The sequence below is a fragment of the Streptomyces sp. NPDC088246 genome (genome assembly GCF_044741025.1).
Lineage (GTDB): Bacteria > Actinomycetota > Actinomycetes > Streptomycetales > Streptomycetaceae > Streptomyces.
Genome location: NZ_JBIURV010000012.1, coordinates 67,647 through 93,711, shown reverse-complemented (window position 1 = coordinate 93,711; position 26,065 = coordinate 67,647). Strand labels below are relative to the sequence as shown.

Sequence of the window (26,065 nt, the reverse complement as noted above, 5' to 3'; positions counted from 1 at the left end):
GTACAACCGCTGGACAGTCACTGTCCGTACGCACGTCATTGCTGTTCAGAGTAGGCATCTCCGGCCACGCTGAGTGACGTGAACCGAGAAATCACCCAACCGCGTGCCCGCAGCGGCCAGTTCGCCGTGCAGCTCTCCGCCACCCGTCGAGGTGCCCGACTCGCCAGGCTCCTCGCGACCGAGCAACTCCGTTCCTGGGGGCTGCCGCTGGAGGACGCCGGACATGTCATCGCCGAACTGGCGTCCAACGCCGCGCTGCACGGGTACGTGCCGGGGCGGGACTTCCACATCATGCTGACCGTCACCGGGGACACGCTCCGTATCGAGGTCGCCGATGCTCGCGGGGACGTGCTGCCCCGAGTACCGGAGCGGAACGACGACTCCGAGGCGGGTCGCGGGCTGTTGCTCGTCGAGGCGATCGCCATCCGGTGGGGCGTGCAGGTCGGCCCCTTCCCGCGCAAAACCGTCTGGGCGGAGGTGGCCCTCACCGGATCGTGACAGTCGCGACCCGGTCTGCCACGTCCCGGTGGACCGCGACCCGGCGGGCCCCGACGTAAAAGGCTTTTAAGGCTTTGGAGAGAAGAAACTTCCCAACCCAACCCAACCCCCGGTCTCACGCAGGGGCACACGCAGAAGCCCGTCACTCACACGAGTGAGGATCACCAACTCGACTGGATTTCTGATCGGTTGGCAGGCATATGCTCGCCCTCACAACCACAGACATGCGTCGGCCCCCGGCCGGGACTCGCAATCCCGATCGAGGGCCTGACCACCGAGGAAGAAGAGCCTTCCCGATGGATACCCAGCAGGTTAGCGCGCCCTTGCGCGCCCCGTCTCCCGTTCCCGGGGACGCCACGCCCTCGTCCGGCGTCATGCACATCAACTCCCGCCACACCAGCCACTTCACCGTGGTCGGCAACCACCTCGCCCAGCACCGTGAGCTCTCCCTCCTCGCGATCGGCCTCGCCACCCATATCCAGTCGCTCCCCGCCGGGACGAAGGTCGGGATCAAACCTCTCACCGAACGCTTCCCGGACAGCGAAGCCCGCATCGCCGCCGCACTACGCGAACTGGAAACCCACGGCTACCTGCGCCGCACCCGCGAACGCCTTCCCAACGGCCGCGTCATCACCCGCACCTGCTCCTACAACCAGCCGGGCTCCACCAACGCCCGCCCCGTCACCGCACCCAAACGACGCCCCAAGCCCAGCCACCCAGCCCCGGCCCCGGCCCCGGCCCCGGTGGCCCCAGCCCCCGTACCCCCGCCACCCGAGCAGCCGCCCCACGTCCCCGCCCGCACCGCACCCAAACCCCCACTCCCGCCACTCCCTCAACCCGACAACCCCCTCCCCCAACGCCACCACGCCGCCATCACCCTCCTCACCGACCTCCACCACAACACACCCCAGCTCACCCTCACCGAACGCGACATCCACGACCTCGCCCCCGCCGTAGCCACCTGGTTCGAACGAGGCGCCACACCCACCACCATCCGCCACACCCTCACCAACGACCTCCCCCACCCCCTCAGACACCCCGCCAAACTCCTCCGGCACCGCCTCACCCACCTCCTCCCACCCCCAACCACCCCCACCCACCAACCCACCCCACTCCAGAACTGCGACCACTGCGACCGCGCCTTCCGCTCACCCACCCCCGGCAACTGCCACGACTGCGAGAGCGGGCTGTCGCTCACGGGGTAGCCACGGGGTAGCCATGGAGTAGCCATGGGCGGCCCGGTCCCGGCCCACGGAAGTCGGTGTCTCGCTGTCAGTACGGGCTGCTAACCTGCGTTTTCTTCGCGTGCACCCCACGCACACGCGTTCGCCCGACCGCTTTCTTTCCGTCCCACCTGCGTGCCCACGCGCGCTCGGAACACCGAGCCCGTACGGCAGCCGGTCGCGTCCGCTCCGAGGATTGTCTTGCCTCCCACCGCTCCCCCGATACGCGCGGAGTTCGACCCGTGCGTCAACATCCCCTCGCTCGCCGATCTCCGGGCAGCCGTACGCAACGACGACTGGACGTCCACCGAGGCGTTCTTCGACTTCCTCGACCACGAGGACGACCGGGCGATCGCCTCAGGCATCTTCTACGACCTCAGCTCCTCCGAGCGCTTCCTGGAGCGAGCCGTCGCCGAGCACCCCGGTTCCGCCCTCGCCCGGACGCTGCTGGCCATTCGGTACATCGGCGTCGGCTGGGACATCCGCAGCTCCTACCGCGCCGAACACGTCTCGCGCGACCAGTTCCGGCAGTTCCACGAGTGGCTGCGGCGCGCGGAGAAGCTGCTCATCGACGTGTGCGCCGAGCACCCCACGTATGCGCTGGCCTGGACAACCCGGCTGAACAGCGCACGAGGGCTCGAACTCGGACAGAGCGAGGCTCGGCGTCGGTACGACCGGCTGGCCGAGCACCACCCGCACCACATCCACGGGCAGACCCTGCTGCTCCAGCAGCTGTGCCCCAAGTGGGGCGGCAGCTGGGAGGAGGCGCAGGGGTTCGCGCGCGCCTGCCTGGAGTCGGCGCCCCCGGGCAGCCACGCGGGCCGGCTCATCGCCGAGCTGCACCTGGAGCGCTGGCTGGACAGCGCCGAGAACGGCCACAACGACTACCTGCGCTCGACCGAGGTCCGGGACGACATCCTGGCCGCCGCAGCCCTCTCCGTACAGCACCCCGACTACCGGCCCGGCTTCCACTGGATAGGCGACCACAACGACTTCGCCGGGGCGCTGAGCCTGGGCGGCCACCACCGCGAAGCCGCGCCGTTCTTCCGCACCCTCGGCGACAAGGCCACCACAACGCCCTGGGGCTACACCGGTGACAAAGAGGTTCAATTCCTCAAGCACCGCAAGACCGCACTGTCGAAGGGCTGAGCCGATGTCCCAGGAAATCTCCGCGCACAGACCCGGCACGGCCCCCGACCCGCACATTCGTGAGACCGAGGTCGACGGCATCCGTACGGTGCTCGCCGCGGCCCCCGGCCCGGTCACCGCGGGCCTCTTCTTCCGCGTCGGAGTCGCCGACGAGACCCTCGCCACCTCCGGCATCACGCACCTCGTCGAACACCTCGCTCTGCACCGCCACGGTGTGTCCGACCTGCACTACAACGGCGCCACCGCCGCCACGTACACGCTCTTCCACGTCACCGGCACCCCTGCGGAGGTCACCACCTACCTCAACGGTGTCTGCGCGGCCCTGCGGGATCTGCCGGTGGAGCGGCTGGAGACCGAGCGCGAGATCCTGCGCACCGAGGCGGCGGGCCGCAGCGCCGGCCCCAACCACCAGCTGCCGCTGTGGCGTTACGGTGCCCAGGGCTACGGGCTCAGCAGCTACAGCGAACTCGGCACCTGGCATCTGACGGCCGAGGCCGTACGCGACTGGGCGCGTACCCGCTTCACCCGTGACAACGCCGTCCTGTGGATCACCGCCGACACCGTGCCGGAGGGCCTCGACCTCGCCCTCCCGGCAGGCGTGCCGCAGCCGCTGCCCGCCCCGACATCGGCGCTCCCCGTCACGCCCGCGTACATCACGGGCGACAGCGGCGGCGTCGTTCTGGACGGCATCGTCCGGCGCTCGACAGCGGCGTCGCTCTTCACCGAGGTGCTCAGCCGCGCGCTCTTCACGGACCTGCGCCAGAAGGGCGGTTACTCGTACACCGCCGACGCCGGGTACAGCCCCCGCGACAACGGCTTCGCGACCATCACCGCCTTCGCCGACGCGCTCCCGAAGAAGCACGGCGCGGTGGTCGGCGGCTTCGTCGACGCACTGGCCCGCCTGCGGTCCGGCAGCATCGAGCAGTCCGAACTCGACTCGGCCCGCGCCAAGTTCCTCAAGCAGTACGACGCCCCGGACGTCGGCGCGTCCCGGCTGCCCTCGTACGCCCTGAACCTGTTGACCGGGCATCGCAACCTCACCCCCGACGAGCACCTGGCCGAAATCGCCGCCGTCACCCTCGACGACCTGCGCGAGGTCGCCCGCGAGCTGCACTCCACGGCACTGCTCCAGGTCCCCGGCCGGGGCGCCGACTGGGCCGGTTTCACCGAGGCCCCCCAATGGTCCAGCTGGACCAGGACGAGCGCGGGCAGCCGGCACAGCTCGCTGGAGGACGACTCCGTCCTGCTGACGGTGTCCCCCGAAGCCGTGTCCCTGGCCACCGCCTCCGGCACGGTCGTCGTCCGGTACGACGCGTGCGCGGCCCTGCTCGTCCACCCGGACGGCGGCCGCCACCTCACGGGCCTCGATGGCTTCCAGATCCGCGTCGAGCCCACGCTCCACAAGGGCCTCACACCGGACCGCCTGGCCCTGATCGACGCGGGCGTACCGCCCTCGGCAGTGATCCGCATGCCGCCCCGCGACCCGGACCGCATCCCCCGCCCCCAACGGCAGGGCGAACGCCCGGGCGGCAGACCCCGGTCCAAGGGCGCACGGCTGGCCCGGACGGTCCTCATCTGGCTGTCCGGCATCACGACAACGATCTGGGGCCTGATCGCCACGGTGGCCATGCTCATGGAGCTGGAGGAACCGAACCCGGACGCGGTCACGATCATCCTGATCTGGCTGCTGATCGTCCCGCCGCTGGTCCTGCTCATCGCCCTGCGCAGGGGCCGCGGCAAGCGGGACGTCTGACCCCGCGGCTCGCACGGCGGTTCTCCCGGCACACCCCGTGGTGGGGTGTGCCGGGAGAACCGCCTGCGGTGCCGCCGGCCCGCGACCGGTCGACACCGGCATGGCACCGGACCGCCGCACCGGAGTCCTCGCGCCAAGGCGCTCCAAAATCCTGTGAACCTTTCCGCGCCCTGCGGGCAACAAGGGGTGACACGCTCACCCGCCGAGCCCCCAGGAGCCGATGTGACCGGACCACCAGCCAGCCCCGACGACGATGCCGAGGTCGTCGCGCAGTCGCTGGAGCATCCCGAGATCTTCGCCGGGCTCTACGACCGCCACGCCCCGGACATCCACCGCTATGCCGCCCGCCGCCTCGGGGAGGGCGCGGCGGACGACATCACGGCGGAGACCTTTCTCATCGCCTTCCGCTCCCGGCGCCGATACGACCGCACGCATCGCAACGCCCGCCCCTGGCTGTACGGCATCGCCGCGAACCTCATCGGCAAGCAGCGACGCAGCGAGGAGAGGGGACTGCGGGCCCTGGCCCGTACCGGCCATGACCCGGTGGCCGCGTCCTGGAGCGACCGTTCCGACGACCGGATCGCCGCGCAGGCGCCGCTGGCCGGGGCGCTCGCCTCGCTCTCGCCCGGCGACCGCCATGTGCTGCTGCTCGTCGCCTGGGCCGACCTCGGGTACCAGGAGGTCGCCGAGGCGCTGGGCATCCCGCTCGGTGCGGACACCGGCCCCACCGACAGCGGCAGGTACCAGCGGGTGCATCATGTCGCTGCCGGATGTCAGCCCACCGGCCCAGCAGCCAGGCCCCACGTGACCGACCCCACCCCCCACTGCGTCAGAACTCCCGCAACAATGAACACGTGATCACTTCGCCGCCACGGAGCACCCACCGACGCACCGAGCACGCGTCGACGCCGTACGTCGACCTGTCCCGCGCCGAGTGGAGCGCCCTGCGCGACAAGACTCCGCTGCCGCTGACCGCCGACGAGGTGGAGCAGCTGCGCGGGCTCGGCGACGTCATCGACCTCGACGAGGTACGGGACGTCTACCTGCCGCTCTCCCGGCTCCTCAACCTCTATGTCCAGGCCACCTCGGGCCTGCGCGGCGCCCTGAACACCTTCCTCGGGGACGCGGGCAACGGGCACGGTGCGCAGCGGGGCACCCCGTTCGTCATAGGGGTCGCGGGCAGTGTCGCGGTGGGCAAGTCCACCAGCGCCCGTATCCTCCAGGCGCTGCTGGCCCGCTGGCCCGAGCATCCCCGGGTGGAGCTCGTCACCACGGACGGGTTCCTGCTGCCGATGAAGGAACTCCGGTCGCGCGGGCTGATGTCGCGCAAGGGGTTCCCCGAGTCGTACGACCGGCGTGCCCTGACCCGTTTCGTCGCCGACATCAAGGCCGGCAAGGACGAGGTGACGGCGCCCGTCTACTCGCATCTGATCTACGACATCGTGCCGGGCGAGCGGCTCACCGTACGCCGCCCCGACATCCTGATCGTCGAGGGGCTCAACGTGCTTCAGCCCGCGCTGCCCGGAAAGGACGGGCGGACCAGGGTCGGGCTCGCCGACTACTTCGACTTCAGTGTGTACGTGGACGCGCGGACCGAGGACATCGAGACCTGGTATCTCAACCGGTTCCGGAAACTGCGCGAGACGGCGTTCCAGAACCCGTTCTCCTACTTCCGCAAGTACACCCAGGTCTCCGAGGAGGAGGCCATGGAGTACGCGGCGACGATGTGGCGGACCATCAACAAGCCCAACCTGGTGGAGAATGTCGCGCCCACCCGGGGCCGTGCCACTCTGGTGCTGCGCAAGGGGCCGGACCACAAGGTCCAGCGGCTGTCCCTGCGCAAACTCTGATTCTCCGAGCCTCCTGGGAGTGGCCGCGTGCTGCATCTGCGCCTGATCGTCCCCGCCGACCGTACGGACGAGGTGGTGCACCTGCTGGAGAGCACCGTCGGTACGACGCATCTCGTGGTGATGTCCGGGGTCGCCCGTGACCCGGCGGGCGACATGGTGCTGTGCGATGTGGCCCGCGAGGCGGGCGACGAGCTGATCAGCGCGCTGCGCGGGCTCGGTATCGACAAGTCCGGTTCGATCACCGTCGAGAACATGGACCTGACGCTCTCCGCGCACGCCGACAAGGCCGAGGAGGAGGCGCCGGGCGAGGGCGCGGACGCGGTGCTGTGGGAGGAGCTGACGGAGGCGACCCACGAGGAGTCGACGTTCAGCGTCACCTATGTGGCGTTCCTCGCGGTCGCGACGATGCTCGCCGCCTGCGGTGTGATGCTCGACAACGCGATCCTGATCGTGGGCGCGATGGCGGTCGGTCCCGAGTTCGGGCCGCTTGCCGGGATCTCCACGGCCCTGGTGCAGCGCGCTCCGCGACTGGTGTGGCGGTCGCTGGTGGCGCTGATCGGCGGCTTCGCCGTCGCGATGATAATGACCGCCGGGTTCGCCTGGCTGATGGAGGCCTTCGGGCTGTTCAACCGCTCGATGATCGAGGCGGCCCGGCCCAACACGGCGTTCATCTGGAAGCCGGACGCGATGTCGTTCGTGGTGGCGTTCCTGGCCGGGATCGCCGGGACGCTGTCGCTCACCTCGGCGAAGTCCGGTGCGCTGATCGGCGTCGCCATCTCGGTGACCACCGTGCCGGCCGCGGCCAATGCGGCGGTGGCATTCAGCTACAGCGACTACAGCCAGATGTCGGGCTCCACGGCCCAGCTGCTGGCGAACCTCGGCGGGATCGTGGTCGCCGGGACACTGACGCTGCTGGTCCAGAAGACCCTGTGGGCGGCGCACCGCCGCCGGACGGGCTCCATTGCGAGCCCGTCCGGCGAATAGCGAGCGGCGCGGCCGACACAACCGGACCCGTCCGGTCCGGCGAACGGCCCCGCCGAGCCGGGACCTGCCGGCTGCGGGCCCAGCCGACCACAGGCCGGCCAGGCCCGGAGAGGTCCTAACCGAGTGCGGACTTCACCACATCGGCCAGCCGCTCGGCGACCGCCCGTGCCTGGTCGATGTCGGCCGCCTCGACCATCACCCGTACCAGCGGCTCCGTGCCCGACTGGCGCAGCAGTACGCGCCCGGCGGAGCCCAGCTCGCGCTCGGCCTCGGCAACCGCCGCGGCCAGCTCCGGGGAGGTTTCGACCCGGGACTTGTCGACGTCGGGGACGTTGATCAGCAGCTGGGGCAGCCGCTGCATGACCCCGGCCAGCTCGGCGAGCGTACGGCCGGTGGCCGCGACCCGGGCCGCCAGCATCAGGCCGGTCAGCGTGCCGTCGCCGGTCGTGGCGTGGTCCAGGACGATGACATGACCGGACTGCTCGCCGCCCAGCGCGTAGCCCTCGGCCTTCATCGACTCCAGTACGTAACGGTCGCCGACGGCGGTCTGGACGAGCTGGATGCCCTCCCGCTCCATCGCGATCTTGAAGCCGAGGTTGGACATGACCGTGCCGACCACGGTGTCCTTGCGCAGCTGCCCGGCCTCGCGCATGGCGAGGGCGAGCACGGCCAGGATCTGGTCGCCGTCGACTTCCGCGCCCGTGGCGTCCACGGCCAGGCAGCGGTCGGCGTCGCCGTCGTGCGCGATGCCGAGGTCGGCGCCGTGCTCGACGACTGCGGCCTTCAGCAGATCCAGGTGGGTGGAGCCGCAGCCGTCGTTGATGTTCAGACCGTCCGGCTCGGCACCGAGCGTGATCACCTCGGCGCCGGCCCGTGCGAAGGCCTCGGGCGAGACCCGGGAGGCCGCGCCGTGTGCCTCGTCGAGGACGACCTTCAGCCCGTCGAGCCGGTTCGGGAGGACGGCGATGAGATGGGCGACGTACCGGTCGAAGCCCTCGGCGTAGTCGGTGACCCGGCCCACCCCGGCGCCCGTCGGACGCGCCCAGGGCTCACCGGTGCGGTGCTGCTCGTAGACCGTCTCGATCCGGTCCTCCAGCTCGTCGGCGAGCTTGTGACCGCCACGGGCGAAGAACTTGACACCGTTGTCCGGCATGGCGTTGTGGCTGGCGGAGAGCATCACACCGAGGTCGGCGCCCAGCGCGCCGGTGAGGTACGCCACCGCAGGGGTGGGCAGCACACCGACCCGCAGGACGTCCACGCCCGCACTGGCGAGGCCTGCCACGACGGCGGCCTCCAGGAACTCTCCGGACGCACGTGGGTCGCGTCCCACCACGGCTGTCGGCCGATGCCCCTCAAAGGTGCCCGCCTCGGCAAGCACATGCGCCGCAGCGACCGAGAGACCGAGCGCCAGCTCAGCCGTCAGATCCGCATTGGCGACACCGCGCACACCGTCCGTGCCGAAGAGTCGTCCCACTGGTGTCCTCCGAAGATGCTCCGAAACCGCAAACCAAACCAAAGCAAACCGACGCAACGCAGCAACACGATGCGGCGCGTCCGTCGCCGGGCAGCGCAACACAACGCTGCGTATGCAAGCGTATGAACGTCTTATGCCGTTATACGCCCGGGGGTGCCGATAGACGAACGCCCCGGCAAGCACAAGGTGTGCCGCCGGGGCGAACGTGTAAAGCAAATGAGCAGGCGGTTTAGCGCTTGCTGTACTGCGGGGCCTTACGGGCCTTCTTGAGACCGGCCTTCTTGCGCTCGACCGCACGGTCGTCGCGGGAGAGGAAGCCGGCCTTCTTCAGCGGGGCGCGGTTGTTGTCCACGTCCGCCTCGTTCAGCGCACGGGCCACACCGAGGCGCAGGGCGCCGGCCTGACCCGAGACGCCGCCACCCGAGATGCGGGCGATGACGTCGTAGCGGTTGTCGAGCTCGAGCACCTTGAAGGGCTCGTTGACTTCCTGCTGGTGCACCTTGTTGGGGAAGTAGTCCTCAAGGGTGCGACCGTTGATCTTCCACTTACCGGTGCCCGGAACGATCCGGACGCGGGCGATGGCGTTCTTCCGACGGCCAAGGCCGGCGGCGGGCTGCGGGTCGCCGAAGCGGGAGGCCAGCGACTCGCTGGTGTACTCGCCCTCGACGGGAACCTCGGACTCGAAGGTGGTCACCTCAGCGAAAACCTCTTCGCCCTCGGTGCCCTCGACGGGGTTCTCAACAGTGGTCTCGGCCACGATTCTCCTCAGATCTTTCTTTTGGTCTTAGGGGGAGGCCGGAACTACTGCGCGACCTGGGTGATCTCGAACGGGACCGGCTGCTGAGCAGCGTGCGGGTGCTGGTCGCCCGCGTAGACCTTGAGCTTCGAGAGCATCTGACGGCCCAGGCTGTTCTTGGGGATCATGCCCTTGATGGCCTTCTCGACAGCCTTCTCGGGGCTCTTGGCGAGCAGCTCGTCGTAACGGACGGAGCGGAGACCACCCGGGAACCCGGAGTGGCGGTACGCCATCTTCTGGGTCTTCTTGTTGCCGGAGAGGTGAACCTTCTCGGCGTTGATGATGATGACGAAGTCGCCCATGTCCATGTGGGGGGCGTAAATCGCCTTGTGCTTGCCGCGGAGGAGGTTCGCAGCCGTGGTGGCCAGACGGCCCAGGACGATGTCCTGCGCGTCAATGATGTGCCACTGGCGCGTCACATCGCCGGGCTTGGGGCTGTACGTACGCACGGTCGTAGCCTTCGCTTCTTCAGTGAGTGAGTCCTGACAAGGCCACCCGGACGATCACACCAGCCTTGGCGGCGCTGCGGGGACGCAACCCGAGTGCCTGCCGCTGGTCATCGGCCCGGTGGACCGGCGTAAGGGCCCCTCGCGTGAGAACGACCAAGCCAATACGCATAACAAACCAGAAGAATACCGTCGCTCCCCCGCGCGGGTCAAAACAGCCCCCGGATCCCGGCCCTGCCAGGCTTCCGGCCGCCCCGAAGCCCGGCGTTCAGGCGCCTCGAAGCCAGGCCTCGGCCGCCGCGGGCAAGTCCTCGGAGGGTGCTGAAGGTCTTGGCCGGATCAGGGAGCGGCGTTCGGTGCGTGCAGCTGCAAGGCGCCGGAGTGTCCTCGAATGGGTCTCCCCTGCTCGAACGAAGCTGAGAGCTCGGGGAAGGAGCTATCAGGGCGTTTCGGCAACGCCGCAGATGTGCGTGCCGGGCGTCGCGAGCCCGGCCAAGATCTTCAGCACCCTCCTGGGGCGACCTCGGCGGCCAACGGCCGGTCGAGCCAGTGACCCAACACATCCGGATCACCACACGAAACGATCCGCTCCCGCGCCTGCTCCGACACCGCGACTCCACGCATCGGACACGTCGGCTCTTCCTGGACCGCTCACCCGGACGGGTGAGCGCCGCCCCGGCGCCCCCACCGACCCCTCACCGCACCCGCTCCACCCTCCGCTCGTCCCACACCGGCTCCGTCGCCTCCCGTACGACGCCGTCCGAGCCGAACACCAGATACCGGTCGAAGGACTTCGCGAACCAGCGGTCGTGCGTGACGGCCATCACTGTCCCCTCGTACGCCTCAAGACCGTCCTGCAGGGCCTCGGCCGACTCCAGGTCCAGGTTGTCCGTCGGCTCGTCCAGCAGCAGTGCCGTCGTGCCGGCCAGCTCCAGGAGCAGGATCTGGAACCGTGCCTGCTGCCCGCCGGACAGCTTCTCGAACGGCTGGTCCCCCTGCCTCTCCAGCTCGTACCGCCGCAGCACGGACATCGCCCCGCCGCGGTCCTTGGCATGCTCGGTCCACAGGATCTCGACGAGCGTGTGGCCCAGCAGCTCCGGATGGGCGTGCGTCTGCGCGAAGTGACCCGGTACGACACGCGCCCCGAGCTTCCACTCCCCCGTGTGCGCCACCGGCTCGCCCGCGAGCAGCCGCAGGAAGTGCGACTTCCCTGAGCCGTTCGAGCCGAGGACGGCGACCCGCTCCCCGTAGAAGATCTCCAGGTCGAACGGCTTCATGAGCCCGGTCAGCTCCAGCCCCTTGCAGGTCACCGCCCGTACGCCGGTCCGGCCGCCGCGCAGCCGCATCTTGATGTCCTGCTCGCGCGGCGGCTCCGGCGGGGGTCCGGCCTCCTCGAACTTCCGCAGCCGGGTCTGCGCCGCCTGGTAGCGCGAGGCCAGCTCGTGGCTGACGGACGCCGCCTGCCGAAGGCTGAGCACCAGCTTCTTCAGCTGGGCGTGCTTCTCGTCCCAGCGTCGCTTCAGTTCCTCGAACCGGGCGAACCGGTCCTTGCGGGCCTCGTGGTACGTGTCGAAACCGCCGCCGTGCACCCACACGTCGCTGCCCGCCGGACCGGGCTCCACGCTGACGATCTTCTCCGCGGCCCGGGACAGCAGCTCCCGGTCGTGCGAGACGAAGAGGACCGTCTTACGGGTCTCCTTGAGCTTCCCCTCCAGCCACCGCTTGCCGGGCACGTCGAGGTAGTTGTCCGGCTCGTCGAGCAGCAGCACCTCGTCGGGCCCGCGCAGCAGCGCCTCCAGCACCAGCCGCTTCTGCTCACCGCCGGACAGCGTGCGCACCTCGCGCCACTGCGCCTTCTCGTACGGGACACCGAGCGCGGCCATGGTGCACATGTCCCAGACGGTCTCGGCCTCGTACCCACGGGCCTCCGCCCAGTCGCTGAGGGCCTGCGCGTACGCCATCTGCGCGGCCTCGTCGTCGACAGTGAGGATCAGCTCCTCGGCCTTGTCGACGGCCTGCGCCGCCTCCCGGATGCGCGGCTGGGCGACGGAGACCAGCAGATCCCGGACCGTACGGTCGTCCCGCACGGAGCCCACGAACTGCTGCATCACCCCGAGCCCGCCGCTCACCGACACGGACCCGCCGTGCGGCTGGAGCTCCCCGGCGAGCAGCCTCAGCAACGTGGTCTTCCCGGCGCCGTTCGCCCCCACGAGGGCGACCACGGCCCCGTCCGCGACCCGGAACGAAGCATCGCCGAGCAGCACCCGCCCGTCCGGTAGGTAGTACTCCAGATGGCCTGCTTCAAGATGTCCCATGCACAGCATTGTCACGGGCCGCGAAGCCCTGGCCCAACCGGTTTATGTTCCGTCTAGGATTCGCCGCATGAGCTTTGGGCAAGGGGAACCCTCCTGGGGGCCCGGGGGCACACAGACTCCGGACTGGGCAGCGCTGGCCGACGAGTCCGCCGCGCGCGGCCGCCGCAAGAAGTGGCTGCTGATCGGCGGCGGCGTGCTCGCCACCGCGGCGGTCGGCGCCATCGTGGCGACGGCGGTCATCTCGACCAACAACAAGAGCGCCACCGGCTCCGGCAAGAACGCGAGCGAGCTGCCGGCACCGACCGACCTGCCGCACAACACCGCCGAGCCCGAGCCGTCCTTCTCCTCGGTGGCACCACCGCCCCCGCCGGACCCGAAGGACTACATATCCGACGTCAAGAAGGACAGGGCGCCGATCACCGTCGACGCGTTCTTCCCCGGCAAGAAGCTGACGATGGGCGACCGCGTCTACGCCAGGGGCGCGACGCAGCAGACGAAGAACTGCGCCGCCACCACCAAGGGCGCGCTCGGCTCGATCCTCGTCAACAACGGCTGCGACCAGGTCATCCGGGCCACATACAGCAAGGACGGCGTCGCCGTCACCGTCGGCCTCGCGGTCTTCGAGACGGAAGCCCGGGCGAAGAAGGCGGCCCAGCAGTCGAGCGGCAGCATCGCCACACTGAGCGGCGCGGGTGTGCCGGCCTTCTGCCCCACCGGATCGGTCTGCCGCCTTACCGCCAACTCCTACGGCCGCTATGCCTACTTCGCCATCACCGGGTACACCAGTGGCAAGAACGTCACCAAGGCCGACAAGAACGCCTTCACCACCGGTGACGACCTGACGAACTTCACGTTCCGTCAGATCCACCACCGCGGCGAGCTCCAGGCATCGGCGGCGGCCACCGCACCCGCCGCCTGACACGGCGGGGATCTCGTGCGCCTTCCGTTCCTCCTCGCCCTGCCCCGCGTGCTGCGCCACAGCGCGGCCATCGGCGCCGATCTGCCGCCGGACGAGGCCGTGGTCGTCGACGCCCCGGACGCCGCACTCCGCACCGCCCTGACCTCGGCCGCCGAGGGCGACCACGGCCCCGCTCGCGAACTGCTCGCCGGGACCCGTGAGCACACGCAGTGGGAGTTGAGGGACGGTTACGTGTCCCGTCTCGCCGAGGCCGCCCTGCACAACCCCGGCTGGCTGGACGCCTGGCTGGCCGAATCCCCCGGGGACCCGGACGCGGCTCTGGTCCGGGCGGACCTCTGTATCGACCGGGCCTGGGAGATACGTACGGCAGAACGCGCCAAGCATGTCTCGCGCGAGCAGTTCCGGGCCTTCTTCGCGCTGCTGGAGGACGCGGCCCCGGTGATCGGCAGGGCGGCCGAGCTCAACCCCGCCGACCCCGTGCCGTGGCGCATCGCCCTGACCCATGCCAGGGGCAGCCAGGCCCCGCGCGATGTCTTCGACGAGTACTGGGCGCAGGCCCTGGCACGCGACCCGCACCACTACGGATGCCATGCCGCGGCCCTCCAGTACCTGTGCGCGAAGTGGTGCGGGTCGCACGAGGAGATGTTCGGCTTCGCCGAGAGCGCGGCCGATACGGCCCCGCCCGGTTCGAAACTGCACGCGCTGCCGCTGTCCGCGGCGCTGGAGTACGTGGTCCTGTCCCCCTCCCCCGGCACACCCGCCGGCCCCGACCCGTACGCGCCCCGCGTCGCGGCGGCGGTCGCCCGCGCACTGGACCTCTCGGCCGCGTACGAACCGGGCAGCCACGAGGCGGCCGGCTTCCGCAACCACCTGGCCCTGATGCTGCTGCGTACGGAGCGCTGGGACGAAGCGCTGGACGCGTTCCGCAGTATCGGCGTCCATGCCACCAAGTACCCCTGGGCGCACTTCGGCGACGACCCGCGCCAGGAGTTCCTGGAGACCCGTTCGGGCGTCCGTATCCACGTGGCGACCCGGACCCCGTTCTTCGGCCGCCCCCCGCAGCCCCGCACGCCCCCTGCCTGGGCGCCGGGCGCCCCGTGCGCGGTCGCGATAGCGGCGGCCCGCCCGGCGGACGTGGCACAGGCGGCACTGATGTGCGGCGTCTCGCTCCGCACCGCCCCGGCCACCGCCACGCACACCTACGTCGAGGCCGTCCCGGAAGCCCGGCACGCCAAACGCTCGATCCTCTCCACGGAGGACCCGCTGACCACGGCGGCCGACAACTTCACCACCGGCGAGAAGTGGCCCACGCTGGTCCTGCGCCGCATGCCCGAGCGCTGCGGGCTCACCCTGTTCCTCAAGGGCAGGCCCCTGGCCACCCACGAGTGGAACGCCACGTCCCCGGCCCCCGACCACGCCGCGGTCACCGCCACGGCCGAGGCCCTGTCCCGCGCCTTCGCCCTCGCCGATCCCCGCCCGCTGACCCACATCCTCCGCTCCACGGGCAACCCGCCCCGCCACCAGTCCGACCTCCTGGCGGCCCTGTCCCTGCCCCCGCTGCCCCCGGGCTTCGGCGACCGGCCGGAAGTCCTCGACACCCTCCCCGATGCCCGGGTCCTCACCCGCCGCGGCCTGCTGGCCGGCATGCGGTCCACGATGGCCGCCGAGGACGGTGAACATCCCTCGTCCCCGGACGGCCATGAGCACCGCTCACCACGCTGGTGGCTGGTCCGTGTCCTGGCCCTGCTGCTGTTCACGGCGTCCGCGGTCCGCGGCTGGCTGGGTTCCGACGTCAGTCCGGCCGGCGCGACGGTGGTCACGATCTCGGCCCTGTACGTGGCGGCCCGGCTGACGGGCGCCTGGCGACAGCGGCGCCTGGCCGCCGGTGGAGCGGCACCGGCCCCTGAGTGAACGGGAATCCCGCCCGCGGCTCTCAGCAGCAACCGCCCCCGGGAAGCGTGCGCATGTTGCGCGCCTCCTTGGAGCGTGCGGCCAGCAACTCGTCGGCGGGGTAAGCCACTTCCTCCAGCGTCAGCCCGTGCGGACGCACCACGTGCACGCCGGGGTCCCGCAGCCGCGCCGCCAGCACCTGTGCCGGCCACTCGGCCGGACGGCGCCCGTCCCCGACGAACAGCGCCGCCCCGATCAGCGCCCGCACCATGTTGTGGCAGAACGCGTCGGCCTGCACGGTCGCCGTCATGATCCCGGACGGCTCGTCCCGTACCCAACTCAGCTTCTGCAGCGTACGGATGGTCGTCGCACCCTCGCGCTTCTTGCAGTACGCCGCGAAGTCGTGCTCCCCGACCATCCGGGCCGCCGCCTCGTTCATGGCGTCGATGTCCAACGGCCGGTCGTGCCACAGCACATGACCGCGCAACAGCGGATCCACCCCACCGGGACGATCGGCGACACGGTACGCGTAACGACGCCACAGCGCCGAGAACCGGGCATTGAACCCGGCCGGAGCCTCCGCGATCCGCCAGATCCGTACATCGGGCGCCATCCGTCCGGCCATCCGCCGCAGCAGCTTGTCCGCGTGCTCGGCCCACACCTCGTCCGGCAGATCGACATGGGCGACCTGGCCCCGGGCATGCACCCCGGCATCGGTGCGACCGGCGACGGTCAGGTCGTACGTCCGCGAGGACCGCGTCACGGTCCGCAGCGCATCCTCGATCTCCCCCTGGACGGTCCGCCTGCCGGTCTGCTTGGCCCAGCCGGAGAAGTCCTTGCCGTCGTACGCCAGGTCCAGCCGCACCCGTACGAAGCCGGGCTCTACCTCGTCACTCACCGAAGGATCCTTTTCTGCCAGTACATACGGAACGGGCCCGCACCGCCCCGAAGGGTGATGCGGGCCCGTCCAGTGGTCTCAGAACGCTCAGGCGTCCTTGGACTCCGCGTCGGCCTCGGCCGGCTTGGCGTCCTCGACGACCTCGGCGGACTCGGCCGGGGCCTCGTCCTTCTTGAGGGCGTCTTCCTTGACCGCACGCTTGGTCGCGGCCTCGGCCTCACCGGTGGCCTGCTGGGCCACGGTCAGCGCCTCGACCAGCTCGATGACGGCCATCGGGGCGTTGTCGCCACGACGGTTGCCGATCTTGGTGATGCGGGTGTAACCACCGGGGCGGTTCTCGTACCGCGGGGCGATCTCGGTGAAGAGCGTGTGCACGATGCCCTTGTCCGTGATCGACTGCAGCACCAGGCGACGGTTGTGGATGTCGCCCTTCTTCGCCTTGGTGATGAAACGCTCGGCGACCGGACGCAGGCGGCGGGCCTTGGCCTCGGTCGTGGTGATGCGGCCGTGCTCGAACAGCGCCTTCGCAAGGTTGATGAGAAGAAGCTTCTCGTGCGCAGCGCTGCCGCCCAGACGGGCACCCTTGGCGGGCTTCGGCATGGTTTTTCTCCTTGTGTGCTGCACCGGCCGTATCAGGTACCGGTGTCAGTTCCCGTGCAGCGGACGCCACACAGAAGATCAGATCCGAACAGGCAAGAGCCAGGCTCAAGCCCGTCCGGCGTTTGAGGACAAAGCCTCACGCCCGAGCGAAACTCAAGCCCGTCCGGCGTTTGAGGACAAAGCCTCACGCCCGAGCCAGACTCAAGCCCGTCCGGCGATTGAGGACAAAGCCTCACTCCGGCCCGGGGCACCCGACTAAACCCGAGCACCCCAGCCGGAGGCGTTTCAGTACTGCTCGGTCTCCACGAAACCGGCGTCCGCGTCGTCGTCGGCGCCGAAGGCGTCGGCCGCGGCCGTCGGGTCGAATCCGGGCGGGCTGTCCTTGAGCGCCAGGCCCATACCGGCCAGCTTCGCCTTGACCTCGTCGATCGACTTCGCACCGAAGTTGCGGATGTCGAGCAGGTCGGCCTCGGAACGAGCCACGAGCTCACCCACGGAGTGGATGCCCTCACGCTTGAGGCAGTTGTACGAACGGACCGTGAGCTCGAGCTCCTCGATCGGCAGCGCCAGATCGGCAGCGAGCGCGGCGTCCGTCGGGGACGGGCCCATGTCGATGCCCTCGGCGTCGATGTTGAGCTCGCGCGCCAGACCGAACAGCTCGACCAGGGTCTTACCGGCCGAAGCCATGGCGTCACGGGGACGCATGGCCTGCTTGGTCTCGACGTCGACGATCAGCTTGTCGAAGTCGGTGCGCTGCTCGACACGGGTCGCCTCGACCTTGTACGTGACCTTGAGCACCGGCGAGTAGATGGAGTCGACCGGGATACGGCCGATCTCCTGGCCCACCTGCTTGTTCTGGACGGCGGAGACGTAGCCACGACCGCGCTCGACGGTCAGCTCCATCTCCAGCTTGCCCTTGCCGTTCAGCGTGGCCAGGACCAGGTCCGGGTTGTGGACCTCGACGCCGGCCGGCGGGGCGATGTCAGCAGCGGTGACCAGGCCGGGACCCTGCTTGCGCAGGTACATCACGACCGGCTCGTCGTGCTCCGAGGAGACGACCAGCTGCTTGATGTTGAGGATGAGGTCGGTGACGTCCTCCTTGACACCCGGCACGGTGGTGAACTCGTGCAGGACACCGTCGATCCGGATGCTGGTGACAGCAGCGCCGGGGATCGAGGAGAGGAGCGTACGGCGAAGAGAGTTGCCGAGGGTGTAGCCGAAGCCCGGCTCCAGCGGCTCGATGACGAACCGGGAGCGGAACTCGTCAACGACCTCTTCGGTCAGCGACGGACGCTGAGCGATAAGCATGTTGCGTTCCTTCAGTCGTGGGCGCCCACTATTTGACGCCCCCAGATACTGACAAGGGTACGGGCGGCACGACCCGAAAGAGCCGTACCGCCCGGACCCACGAGCTCCTACTTGGAGTAGAGCTCGACGATCAGCTGCTCCTGCACCTGGGTGTCGATCGCCTGGCGCTCGGGCAGGGAGTGCACGAGGATCCGCATCGTCGACGGCACGGCTTCGAGCCACGCCGGTACGGTGCGCTCGCCGGCCTCGGCCTGGGCCACCTGGAAGGGGGTCAGGGCCTTGGACTTCTGGCGAACCTCGATGACGTCGTTCGCAGCGACGCGGGCCGACGGAATGTCGGTCTTCGTGCCGTTCACGGCGATGTGTCCGTGACGCACCAGCTGACGGGCGTGGTCGCGGGACTTGGCGAAGCCTGCCCGGTAGACCACGTTGTCGAGGCGGGTCTCAAGGATGCGCAGAAGGTTCTCACCGGTCTTGCCGGTCTTCTGGTTCGCTTCCTTGTAGTAGTTCACGAACTGTCGTTCAAGAACACCGTAGATCCGCGAGCACTTCTGCTTCTCACGAAGCTGAAGAAGGTACTCGCTGTCCTTGGTGCGCCCGCGTCCGTGCTCACCCGGGGGGTAAGGACGGATCTCGATCGGGCACTTCGCGCTCTCGCACTTGCTGCCCTTGAGGAACAGCTTCTGCTTCTCCCGACGGCAACGCTTGCAGTCGGCCCCGGTGTATCGCGCCATTTTCCAGTTGTCTCCGTTGCTTCAGACGGAATCAGACGCGGCGACGCTTGGGCGGCCGGCATCCGTTGTGCGGAGTGGGGGTGACGTCCTGGATCGAACCGACCTCCAGGCCGGTGGCCTGGAGCGAACGGATCGCGGTCTCGCGGCCGGAGCCCGGACCCTTGACGAAGACGTCAACCTTGCGCATGCCGTGCTCCTGCGCGCGGCGGGCGGCCGACTCGGCGGCCATCTGCGCGGCGAAGGGGGTGGACTTGCGCGAGCCCTTGAAGCCGACGTGGCCGGCGGAGGCCCAGGAGATCACGTTGCCCGAGGGGTCCGTGATCGAGACGATCGTGTTGTTGAACGTGCTCTTGATGTGCGCGTGGCCGTGAGCGACGTTCTTCTTTTCCTTGCGACGCACCTTCTTGGCTGCGCCCTGACGACCCTTGGGGGGCATGTCTTGACTCCAGATGGAGAGGGGAGGTGATCGGTCCTACAGCGAAGACCGCTGGTTGCTGCGGATGGCCGGTGTCCCGGACGCCCGCAGTGCGTCCGCTGAGGACTACTTCTTGCCCGGCTTCTTCTTACCGGCGATCGCGCGACGCGGGCCCTTGCGGGTACGAGCGTTCGTGCTGGTGCGCTGGCCGTGGACCGGCAGGCCGCGGCGGTGACGCAGGCCCTGGTAGCAGCCGATCTCGACCTTGCGGCGGATGTCGGCCTGGATCTCGCGACGAAGGTCACCCTCGGTGCGGAGGTTGGCGTCCACGTACTCGCGGATCTTGACCAGGTCCTCTTCGGCCAGGTCGCGAACGCGAGTGTTGGGGTTCACGCCAGTGGTGGCGAGAATCTCCTTGGACCGGGTGCGCCCGATACCGAAGACGTAGGTGAGGGCAACCTCCACGCGCTTTTCGCGCGGGATGTCAACACCTGAAACGCGTGCCATTCAATGGCTCCAGTTGTTATTTCGGGGGTCTTCCGCAGTGCCGCTCCCGATCGCCGACCTCTCGTGACGAGAGGTGGTACGCCCGGGTCCCCGGCCCCCGCCGGAGGTGTCGTCAACCGAAGCTTGGACGGACTCTGCGTATGTACGTATTACGTGCGTCGCGCGAAGTACTGCGAGATGCAGGGGGTCGTGCGTCAGCCCTGGCGCTGCTTGTGGCGCAGGTTGTCGCAGATGACCATGACCCGACCGTGACGGCGGATCACCTTGCACTTGTCGCAGATCTTCTTGACGCTCGGCTTGACCTTCATGGGATGTCAGGTTCTCCGGGTCAGTGCCATCACCACGCCGAAGCGGGGTGCGGGCAAGATCTACTTGTAGCGGTAGACGATCCGGCCACGCGTCAGGTCGTACGGGGAGAGCTCCACGACGACCCGGTCATCCGGAAGGATTCGGATGTAGTGCATCCGCATCTTGCCGCTGATGTGCGCGAGGACCTTGTGACCGTTCTGGAGTTCCACCTTGAACATGGCGTTCGGGAGGGACTCGATCACGGTGCCCTCAATTTCGATGGCACCTTGCTTCTTGGCCACGCTTCGCCTTTCGAATCGGCTACCTTGATCGACTTTCGGCATCACATGTGGACATGTGGACACACGGATGCACGAGAGCCGACGAGTCAGTCTACGTCAGCGGACTCCAAAAGACGAATCCGTCAAGTTTGCCCACCCCGGGAGATCCTTAGACCTCCACAAGGGGGTCAAATCGGCCCATGGGGGGCCTCCCCTGGTCCTGAAGGACCTTGAGGAAGGGTCCGGCGCCGCCCCGGTCCCGGCCCCTCCTTCGCACAGCCCTCGCGGGCTCGGCGCCAGGGCGGCAGACTTCGGCCGGCTGCGCGCACTCCGTCCGCCGGGCGGATGATCAGCCCAGGGGGTCCGGCGCGGCCTCGATCCCGTACTGGGCCAGCTTCGCCTTGCCGCAGTCGGGGGCCGTCAGGACCAGCGGGCCCTGCTCGGTGAGGGCGATCGAGTGCTCCCAGTGGGAGGACCAGGTGCCATCCGTCGTGATCACGGTCCAGTCGTCCTGGAGCACCTCGGTCTGCGCCGTACCGAGCGAGACCATCGGCTCGATGGCCAGGCAGACGCCGGGCACGAGCTTGATGCCCTTGCCGCGCTTGCGGGCGACATAGTTCAGCAGGTGCGGGTCCATGTGCATCTCGGTACCGATGCCGTGGCCGCCGTAGTCCTCGATGATCCCGTACTTGCCGGTGGCGGGGCGGGGCTGGCGGCGGATGTAGGACTCGATCGCCTTCGAGATGTCGACGAGGCGGTTGTTCACCTTCATCGCGGCGATACCGGCCCACATGGACTCCTCGGTGACCCGCGAGAGCTCGATCAGCTCCGGAGCGTGACCGGTGCCCACGAAGGCCGTGTATGCGGCGTCGCCGTGCCAGCCGTCGACGATCGCGCCGGCGTCGATGGAGATGATGTCGCCGTCCTTGAGGACGGTCTTGTCGTCCGGGATGCCATGGACGACGACCTCATTGACCGAGGTGCAGATGGTCGCGGGGAACCCGCCGTACCCGAGGAAGTTCGACTTCGCACCGTGATCGGCGATCACCTTGCGGGCGACCTGGTCCAGGTCCAGCGTGGTGGCGCCGGGGACCGCCGCCTCGCGGGTGGCCGCGTGAATGGCAGCGACCACCAGCCCCGCCTCACGCATCTTCGCGATCTGCTCGGGGGTCTTGATCTGCACCATTGCGCGGCGCCTCTCTGCGTCGGACTGCATGGAACGGTGACGGGTGCGGCCGTACTCAACGATACGGCGCAAACAGTCGGCCGCGGCGCCCATGGACGCCGCGGCCGACTGCACAAGTACTGCGGGGTTTTCTCTCAGTCCTTGGCGGACTTGAGAGCCTCCATCGCCCGCTCGGTCACATCGGTGACCTTGCCGAGCGCGGAGATGGTGACCACCAGGTTCTGGGCCCTGTAGTAGTCGATGATCGGCTCGGTCTGCGTGTGGTAGACCTCCAGCCGAGTACGAACCGTGTCCTCGGTGTCGTCGTCGCGCTGGTACAGCTCGCCGCCGCAGGTGTCGCAGACGCCCTCGGTCCTCGGCGGGTTGTACGTCACGTGGAAGACGTGCGAGCCGTCGTTCCGGCAAATCCGGCGGCCGGCGATGCGCTTGACCACCTCGTCCTCGGGGACCTCCAGGTCCAGGACCGCGTCCAGCTTGGTGCCCTCGTCCTTGAGCATGGCGTCAAGAGCCTCGGCCTGACCCACATTGCGCGGGAAGCCGTCCAGCAGGAAGCCGTTCTCGGCGTCCGGCTGGGACATGCGGTCCTTGGCCATCCCGATGGTGACCTCGTCCGGCACCAACTGCCCCGCGTCCATGAAGGCGCGGGCCTGCTTGCCAAGGTCGGTGCCCTGGCTGATGTTGGCACGGAAGAGATCGCCCGTGGAGATCTGCGGAATCGACAGGTTCTTGGCAAGGTACGCAGCCTGCGTTCCCTTGCCGGCACCGGGCGGCCCGACGAGGACGATTCGCATCAGCGGAGGAACCCTTCGTAATTGCGCTGCTGGAGCTGACTCTCAATCTGCTTCACGGTCTCCAGACCCACACCCACGATGATGAGGATGCTTGTCCCGCCGAACGGGAAGTTCTGGTTGGCACCACCGAAGCCTGCCAACGCCATCGTCGGCACGAGAGCGATCAGACCCAGGTACAGCGAGCCCGGCCAAGTGATCCTGTTGAGCACGTAGCTCAGGTACTCGGCAGTAGGTCGACCAGCCCGGATACCCGGGATGAAGCCACCATACTTCTTCATGTTGTCGGCGACTTCCTCGGGGTTGAACGAAATCGCCACATAGAAGAAGGCGAAGAAGACGATCAACAGGAAGTACGCCGTGATGTAGTACGGGTGGTCGCCCTTGACGAAGTTGTCCTTGATCCAGGTCGCCCAGCCCGCAGTGGAGTTGGAGAACTGGACGATCAGGGCCGGGATGTAGAGCAGCGAAGAAGCGAAGATGACGGGAATCACACCCGCCTGATTCACCTTCAGCGGAATGTACGTCGAGGTACCGCCGTACGACCTGCGGCCGATCATGCGCTTCGCGTACTGCACCGGGATACGGCGCTGGGCCTGCTCGACGAAGACGACGAGGCCCACCATCACGAAGCCGATCAGGATGACGGTGCCGAACTCGATCCAGCCGTCGGCCAGCTTGCCGCTGGTCTTGATGGCCCAGAGGGCGCCGGGGAAGCTGGCGGCGATCGAGATGAACATCAGGATCGACATGCCGTTGCCGATGCCGCGGTCGGTGATGAGCTCACCGAGCCACATGACGGCCGCGGTACCCGCGGTCATCGTGATCACCATGACGATGGTCGTGAAGATCGACTGGTTCGGCACGATCTGGTCGGCGACCGGGCAGCCGCTGAACAGCGCGCCACTGGTGGCGGTGGCCACCAGGCCGGTGCCCTGGAGGATGGCGAGCGCGACGGTCAGATAACGCGTGTACTGCGTGATCTTCGCCTGCCCGGACTGCCCCTCCTTCTTGAGCGCCTCGAGTCGGGGAATCACCACGGTCAGCAGCTGAAGAATGATGCTGGCCGTGATGTACGGCATGATGCCGAGCGCGAAGATCGTGATCTGCAGCAGTGCACCACCGCTGAACATGTTCACCAGGCCGAAGAGGCTGTTGTTGCCCTTGCTGGCCTGATCAACACAGGTCTGGACGTTCTCGTAGTTCACTCCCGGTACCGGGATGTGTGCCCCGAGCCGGTAGAGCACGATGATGCCGAGCGTGAAGAGCAGCTTCTTGCGCAGGTCGGGCGTCTTGAACGCCCGGGCGAACGCGGTGAGCACGGTGCCTCCTGCGACCCCCGCGCAATGCGTAGAGGTGACGGTCTTGAGGATCGACGAATACGTAACAGTCAAAGGTCCCCGGGCAGGCGCCCGGGGGGTTACCACACAACAACGCACGCCACCTTACCGGCGACCATGCCCACCTAGGAACGACCAACCGGGGATGCCCCAAATGAGAGGCATCCCCGGTCGGATGTTCAGGCCATCGAGTTGTCTCAGACGAGCTCGGTGACGGTGCCGCCGGCGGCGGCAATCTTCTCCTTGGCGGAGCCGGAGACGGCGTCAACCGAAACCTGCAGCGCCACGGAGATCTCGCCCTGTCCGAGGACCTTGACGAGGTGGTTGTTGCGCACCGCACCCTTGGCGACCAGGTCGGCCACGGTGACCTCTCCACCCTCGGGGTAGAGCGTCGCGAGCTTGTCCAGGTTCACGACCTGGTACTCGGTGCGGAACGGGTTCTTGAAGCCCTTGAGCTTCGGGAGACGCATGTGGAGGGGCATCTGCCCACCCTCGAAGCGCTCCGGAACCTGGTAACGGGCCTTGGTGCCCTTGGTGCCACGACCGGCGGTCTTACCCTTGGACGCCTCACCACGACCCACACGGGTCTTGGCGGTCTTGGCGCCCGGGGCGGGCCGGAGGTCATGGGCCTTCAGCGGCTTGTTCTCCGCCATGTCAGTCGACCTCCTCAACCGTCACGAGGTGGCGGACGGTGTGCACCATTCCGCGGAACTCGGGGCGGTCCTCCTTGACAACCACGTCGTGCAGGCGCTTGAGCCCGAGCGAACGAAGGGTGTCGCGGTGGTTCTGCTTGCTGCCGATGTACGACTTCGTCTGCGTGATCTTGAGGCGAGCCATTACGCACCCGCTCCCGCACGTGCACGAAGCAGAGCCGCGGGGGCGACGTCCTCGAGGGGCAGACCACGGCGAGCCGCGATCTCCTCGGGACGCTGCAGGCCCTTGAGGGCCGCCACGGTCGCGTGCACGATGTTGATCGCGTTGTCGGAGCCGAGCGACTTCGACAGGATGTCGTGAACGCCGGCGCACTCCAGAACGGCGCGCACCGGGCCACCGGCGATAACACCGGTACCGGGGGAAGCAGGCTTCAGCAGGACGACGCCCGCAGCCTTCTCGCCCTGGATCGGGTGAGGAATGGTGCCCTGGATACGCGGAACCTTGAAGAAGTTCTTCTTGGCTTCTTCCACGCCCTTGGCAATGGCCGCGGGAACTTCCTTGGCCTTGCCGTAGCCGACACCGACGGTGCCGTCACCATCGCCCACCACGACCAGCGCGGTGAAGCTGAAGCGACGACCACCCTTCACAACCTTGGCGACGCGGTTGATCGCGACAACGCGCTCAACGTACGCGGTCTTCTCGGCGGCAGCTGCGCCGCCGTCACGGCCCTTCCGGTCCCGCCGCTCGCCGCCACCGGCACCGCTTCCGCGGCGCTGGGGTCCAGCCATTGGATTTACCTCTCTCTGTTACGTCCGCTGTGCGTAGGAACCGGGGCTTAGAACTTCAGCCCGGCTTCACGGGCGGCGTCAGCCAGAGCGGCAATCCGCCCGGCGTACTGGTTACCACCGCGGTCAAACACGACGGCCTCGACGCCTGCGGCCTTGGCACGCTCAGCGACCAGGGCGCCGACCTGCTTGGCCTGGGTGCTCTTGTCGCCCTCGCCACCACGGATGGAGACATCCAGGGTCGACGCCGACGCGAGCGTGTGGCCCGCGATGTCGTCGATGACCTGAGCCACCATGTGGCGGTTGGACCGCGTCACGACCAAGCGCGGACGCTCCGGCGAACCGGAGATGTGCTTGCGGACGCGGATGTGGCGACGCTTGAGGGCGGCACGCTTGTAGGCGTCGCCCTTGGCGATCTTCACGCCGTATGCCATGGCTACTTACCAGCCTTTCCGACCTTGCGGCGGATGACCTCGCCGGCGTACTTGACGCCCTTGGCCTTGTACGGGTCAGGCTTCCGCAGCTTGCGGATCTTGGCCGCGGTCTCGCCGACCTTCTGCTTGTCGATGCCCTCGACGGAGAACTTCGTGGGGGACTCCACCTTGAAGGTGATGCCCTCCGGGGCCTCGATCAGGATCGGGTGGCTGTAGCCCAGGGCGAACTCCAGGTTGGAGCCCTTCGCCTGGACGCGGTAACCGACACCACTGATCTCGAGCGCCTTGGTGTATCCCTGGGTCACACCGGTGATCATGTTCGCCACCAGCGTGCGGGACAGGCCGTGAAGGGCCTTGTTCTGACGCTCGTCGTTCGGGCGGACGACGTTCAGAACGCCGTCCTCACCCTTGGTGACCTCGATCGGCGACGCAACGGTGTGCGAGAGGGTGCCCTTGGGGCCCTTCACTGCGACCGTACGGCCATCGATGGTGACGTCCACACCGGCGGGAACCTGGATGGGGAGCTTGCCGATTCGCGACATGAGCTATT

The 26,065-nt window shown here is 68.4% G+C and carries 29 protein-coding genes; 9 read left to right on the top strand and 20 right to left on the bottom strand.

All coding sequences use genetic code 11. The features are described 5' to 3' along the window. The first annotated feature begins 78 nt into the window (after positions 1–78). From ACIPEK_RS18580 to ACIPEK_RS18550, 7 genes are all read left to right on the top strand, one after another. Positions 79–498, top strand: coding sequence for an ATP-binding protein (locus ACIPEK_RS18580; RefSeq protein WP_401997066.1), 420 nt, complete (start codon positions 79–81; stop codon positions 496–498). A gap of 296 nt (positions 499–794) precedes the next feature. Next, a complete protein-coding gene (locus ACIPEK_RS18575) occupies positions 795–1,703 on the top strand; it encodes a helix-turn-helix domain-containing protein (RefSeq protein ID WP_401997063.1) in 909 nt (302 codons plus the stop codon). 219 nt (positions 1,704–1,922) lie between these two features. Then, the gene (locus ACIPEK_RS18570) at positions 1,923–2,870 is read left to right on the top strand and encodes a hypothetical protein (RefSeq protein WP_401997060.1); all 948 of its coding nucleotides are present in this window, start codon (positions 1,923–1,925) and stop codon (positions 2,868–2,870) included. A gap of 4 nt (positions 2,871–2,874) precedes the next feature. After that, positions 2,875–4,623: a M16 family metallopeptidase gene (locus ACIPEK_RS18565; protein ID WP_401997057.1), complete on the top strand. Its 1,749-nt coding sequence runs from the start codon at positions 2,875–2,877 to the stop codon at positions 4,621–4,623. A 222-nt stretch (positions 4,624–4,845) separates the two neighbouring features. After that, positions 4,846–5,481, top strand: coding sequence for an RNA polymerase sigma factor (locus tag ACIPEK_RS18560; RefSeq protein ID WP_401997054.1), 636 nt, complete (start codon positions 4,846–4,848; stop codon positions 5,479–5,481). Continuing rightward, complete coding sequence (gene coaA / locus ACIPEK_RS18555; protein ID WP_383074467.1) at positions 5,478–6,473, top strand: type I pantothenate kinase; 996 nt, start codon at positions 5,478–5,480, stop codon at positions 6,471–6,473. The genes ACIPEK_RS18560 and coaA overlap by 4 nt, the downstream gene beginning before the upstream one ends. A 27-nt stretch (positions 6,474–6,500) precedes the next feature. Further along, positions 6,501–7,457, top strand: coding sequence for a DUF389 domain-containing protein (locus ACIPEK_RS18550; protein WP_401997050.1), 957 nt, complete (start codon positions 6,501–6,503; stop codon positions 7,455–7,457). Positions 7,458–7,572: 115 nt separating this feature from the next. Here the strand turns inward: ACIPEK_RS18550 and glmM are convergent, their stop codons facing one another. The 4 genes from glmM to ACIPEK_RS18530 all read right to left on the bottom strand — a co-directional run bounded on the left by glmM (position 7,573) and on the right by ACIPEK_RS18530 (position 12,497). Next, on the bottom strand, positions 7,573–8,931 hold the full coding sequence (gene glmM, locus ACIPEK_RS18545) for a phosphoglucosamine mutase (protein WP_401997047.1): 1,359 nt from the start codon (positions 8,929–8,931) through the stop codon (positions 7,573–7,575). Between the two features lie 229 nt (positions 8,932–9,160). Continuing rightward, complete coding sequence (rpsI, locus tag ACIPEK_RS18540) at positions 9,161–9,688, bottom strand: 30S ribosomal protein S9 (protein ID WP_030914197.1); 528 nt, start codon at positions 9,686–9,688, stop codon at positions 9,161–9,163. A gap of 44 nt (positions 9,689–9,732) precedes the next feature. After that, the gene (rplM, locus tag ACIPEK_RS18535; RefSeq protein ID WP_072486702.1) at positions 9,733–10,176 is read right to left on the bottom strand and encodes a 50S ribosomal protein L13; all 444 of its coding nucleotides are present in this window, start codon (positions 10,174–10,176) and stop codon (positions 9,733–9,735) included. Between the two features lie 692 nt (positions 10,177–10,868). Beyond that, complete coding sequence (locus ACIPEK_RS18530) at positions 10,869–12,497, bottom strand: ABC-F family ATP-binding cassette domain-containing protein (protein WP_401997340.1); 1,629 nt, start codon at positions 12,495–12,497, stop codon at positions 10,869–10,871. Positions 12,498–12,555: 58 nt separating this feature from the next. On the opposite strand from ACIPEK_RS18530, the gene ACIPEK_RS18525 reads away from it, so the two are divergent. Next, positions 12,556–13,407, top strand: a complete 852-nt coding sequence (locus tag ACIPEK_RS18525; RefSeq protein ID WP_401997044.1) for a hypothetical protein — start codon at positions 12,556–12,558, stop codon at positions 13,405–13,407. 15 nt (positions 13,408–13,422) lie between these two features. Then, positions 13,423–15,318, top strand: coding sequence for a hypothetical protein (locus ACIPEK_RS18520; RefSeq protein WP_401997041.1), 1,896 nt, complete (start codon positions 13,423–13,425; stop codon positions 15,316–15,318). 22 nt (positions 15,319–15,340) lie between these two features. Here the strand turns inward: ACIPEK_RS18520 and truA are convergent, their stop codons facing one another. The 16 genes from truA to rplF all read right to left on the bottom strand — a co-directional run bounded on the left by truA (position 15,341) and on the right by rplF (position 26,057). Continuing rightward, positions 15,341–16,195: a tRNA pseudouridine(38-40) synthase TruA gene (truA, locus tag ACIPEK_RS18515; RefSeq protein ID WP_401997038.1), complete on the bottom strand. Its 855-nt coding sequence runs from the start codon at positions 16,193–16,195 to the stop codon at positions 15,341–15,343. Positions 16,196–16,282: 87 nt separating this feature from the next. Further along, positions 16,283–16,795: a 50S ribosomal protein L17 gene (gene rplQ / locus ACIPEK_RS18510; protein WP_327273496.1), complete on the bottom strand. Its 513-nt coding sequence runs from the start codon at positions 16,793–16,795 to the stop codon at positions 16,283–16,285. Between the two features lie 285 nt (positions 16,796–17,080). After that, a complete protein-coding gene (locus ACIPEK_RS18505; protein ID WP_003966937.1) occupies positions 17,081–18,103 on the bottom strand; it encodes a DNA-directed RNA polymerase subunit alpha in 1,023 nt (340 codons plus the stop codon). Between the two features lie 107 nt (positions 18,104–18,210). Next, positions 18,211–18,837, bottom strand: a complete 627-nt coding sequence (rpsD, locus tag ACIPEK_RS18500) for a 30S ribosomal protein S4 (protein ID WP_401997035.1) — start codon at positions 18,835–18,837, stop codon at positions 18,211–18,213. Between the two features lie 31 nt (positions 18,838–18,868). Further along, positions 18,869–19,273, bottom strand: a complete 405-nt coding sequence (rpsK, locus tag ACIPEK_RS18495; RefSeq protein ID WP_003956432.1) for a 30S ribosomal protein S11 — start codon at positions 19,271–19,273, stop codon at positions 18,869–18,871. 105 nt (positions 19,274–19,378) lie between these two features. After that, a complete protein-coding gene (rpsM, locus tag ACIPEK_RS18490; RefSeq protein ID WP_018519286.1) occupies positions 19,379–19,759 on the bottom strand; it encodes a 30S ribosomal protein S13 in 381 nt (126 codons plus the stop codon). 194 nt (positions 19,760–19,953) lie between these two features. Then, positions 19,954–20,067: a 50S ribosomal protein L36 gene (gene rpmJ / locus ACIPEK_RS18485; protein WP_003956441.1), complete on the bottom strand. Its 114-nt coding sequence runs from the start codon at positions 20,065–20,067 to the stop codon at positions 19,954–19,956. Positions 20,068–20,127: 60 nt separating this feature from the next. Beyond that, on the bottom strand, positions 20,128–20,349 hold the full coding sequence (gene infA / locus ACIPEK_RS18480; RefSeq protein WP_003956442.1) for a translation initiation factor IF-1: 222 nt from the start codon (positions 20,347–20,349) through the stop codon (positions 20,128–20,130). 328 nt (positions 20,350–20,677) lie between these two features. Next, complete coding sequence (map, locus tag ACIPEK_RS18475) at positions 20,678–21,514, bottom strand: type I methionyl aminopeptidase (protein ID WP_327273498.1); 837 nt, start codon at positions 21,512–21,514, stop codon at positions 20,678–20,680. A 134-nt stretch (positions 21,515–21,648) separates the two neighbouring features. Then, positions 21,649–22,305: an adenylate kinase gene (locus tag ACIPEK_RS18470; protein ID WP_383074451.1), complete on the bottom strand. Its 657-nt coding sequence runs from the start codon at positions 22,303–22,305 to the stop codon at positions 21,649–21,651. Beyond that, the gene (gene secY / locus ACIPEK_RS18465; RefSeq protein ID WP_401997031.1) at positions 22,305–23,624 is read right to left on the bottom strand and encodes a preprotein translocase subunit SecY; all 1,320 of its coding nucleotides are present in this window, start codon (positions 23,622–23,624) and stop codon (positions 22,305–22,307) included. The genes ACIPEK_RS18470 and secY overlap by 1 nt, the downstream gene beginning before the upstream one ends. A 215-nt stretch (positions 23,625–23,839) precedes the next feature. Then, positions 23,840–24,295, bottom strand: a complete 456-nt coding sequence (gene rplO / locus ACIPEK_RS18460) for a 50S ribosomal protein L15 (RefSeq protein ID WP_018550610.1) — start codon at positions 24,293–24,295, stop codon at positions 23,840–23,842. Between the two features lies 1 nt (position 24,296). Next, positions 24,297–24,479 carry a 50S ribosomal protein L30 gene (gene rpmD, locus ACIPEK_RS18455; protein WP_018550611.1) on the bottom strand — a complete coding sequence of 61 codons (183 nt, stop codon included), beginning with the start codon at positions 24,477–24,479 and terminating at the stop codon, positions 24,297–24,299. Continuing rightward, complete coding sequence (gene rpsE / locus ACIPEK_RS18450; protein WP_030914151.1) at positions 24,479–25,084, bottom strand: 30S ribosomal protein S5; 606 nt, start codon at positions 25,082–25,084, stop codon at positions 24,479–24,481. Before rpsE ends, rpmD begins: the two co-directional genes overlap by 1 nt. Positions 25,085–25,131: 47 nt before the next feature. Next, on the bottom strand, positions 25,132–25,515 hold the full coding sequence (gene rplR, locus ACIPEK_RS18445) for a 50S ribosomal protein L18 (protein WP_093540756.1): 384 nt from the start codon (positions 25,513–25,515) through the stop codon (positions 25,132–25,134). 2 nt (positions 25,516–25,517) lie between these two features. Further along, positions 25,518–26,057 carry a 50S ribosomal protein L6 gene (gene rplF / locus ACIPEK_RS18440; protein WP_030914145.1) on the bottom strand — a complete coding sequence of 180 codons (540 nt, stop codon included), beginning with the start codon at positions 26,055–26,057 and terminating at the stop codon, positions 25,518–25,520. Between the last annotated feature and the right edge of the window lie 8 nt (positions 26,058–26,065).

What these genes read in the sequence shown, in the direction of transcription:
- ACIPEK_RS18575 (WP_401997063.1), top strand. Translation starts at nt 795, where the DNA reads ATGGATACCCAGCAGGTTAGCGCGCCCTTGCGCGCCCCGTCTCCCGTT.
- ACIPEK_RS18565 (WP_401997057.1), top strand. Translation starts at nt 2,875, where the DNA reads ATGTCCCAGGAAATCTCCGCGCACAGACCCGGCACGGCCCCCGACCCG.
- ACIPEK_RS18530 (WP_401997340.1), bottom strand. Translation starts at nt 12,497, where the DNA reads ATGCTGTGCATGGGACATCTTGAAGCAGGCCATCTGGAGTACTACCTA.
- ACIPEK_RS18525 (WP_401997044.1), top strand. Translation starts at nt 12,556, where the DNA reads ATGAGCTTTGGGCAAGGGGAACCCTCCTGGGGGCCCGGGGGCACACAG.
- rplQ (WP_327273496.1), bottom strand. Translation starts at nt 16,795, where the DNA reads ATGCCGAAGCCCGCCAAGGGTGCCCGTCTGGGCGGCAGCGCTGCGCAC.
- ACIPEK_RS18505 (WP_003966937.1), bottom strand. Translation starts at nt 18,103, where the DNA reads ATGCTTATCGCTCAGCGTCCGTCGCTGACCGAAGAGGTCGTTGACGAG.
- rpsD (WP_401997035.1), bottom strand. Translation starts at nt 18,837, where the DNA reads ATGGCGCGATACACCGGGGCCGACTGCAAGCGTTGCCGTCGGGAGAAG.
- rpsK (WP_003956432.1), bottom strand. Translation starts at nt 19,273, where the DNA reads ATGCCCCCCAAGGGTCGTCAGGGCGCAGCCAAGAAGGTGCGTCGCAAG.
- rpsM (WP_018519286.1), bottom strand. Translation starts at nt 19,759, where the DNA reads ATGGCACGCGTTTCAGGTGTTGACATCCCGCGCGAAAAGCGCGTGGAG.
- rpmJ (WP_003956441.1), bottom strand. Translation starts at nt 20,067, where the DNA reads ATGAAGGTCAAGCCGAGCGTCAAGAAGATCTGCGACAAGTGCAAGGTG.
- map (WP_327273498.1), bottom strand. Translation starts at nt 21,514, where the DNA reads ATGGTGCAGATCAAGACCCCCGAGCAGATCGCGAAGATGCGTGAGGCG.
- ACIPEK_RS18470 (WP_383074451.1), bottom strand. Translation starts at nt 22,305, where the DNA reads ATGCGAATCGTCCTCGTCGGGCCGCCCGGTGCCGGCAAGGGAACGCAG.
- rplO (WP_018550610.1), bottom strand. Translation starts at nt 24,295, where the DNA reads ATGGCGGAGAACAAGCCGCTGAAGGCCCATGACCTCCGGCCCGCCCCG.
- rpmD (WP_018550611.1), bottom strand. Translation starts at nt 24,479, where the DNA reads ATGGCTCGCCTCAAGATCACGCAGACGAAGTCGTACATCGGCAGCAAG.
- rpsE (WP_030914151.1), bottom strand. Translation starts at nt 25,084, where the DNA reads ATGGCTGGACCCCAGCGCCGCGGAAGCGGTGCCGGTGGCGGCGAGCGG.
- rplR (WP_093540756.1), bottom strand. Translation starts at nt 25,515, where the DNA reads ATGGCATACGGCGTGAAGATCGCCAAGGGCGACGCCTACAAGCGTGCC.
- rplF (WP_030914145.1), bottom strand. Translation starts at nt 26,057, where the DNA reads ATGTCGCGAATCGGCAAGCTCCCCATCCAGGTTCCCGCCGGTGTGGAC.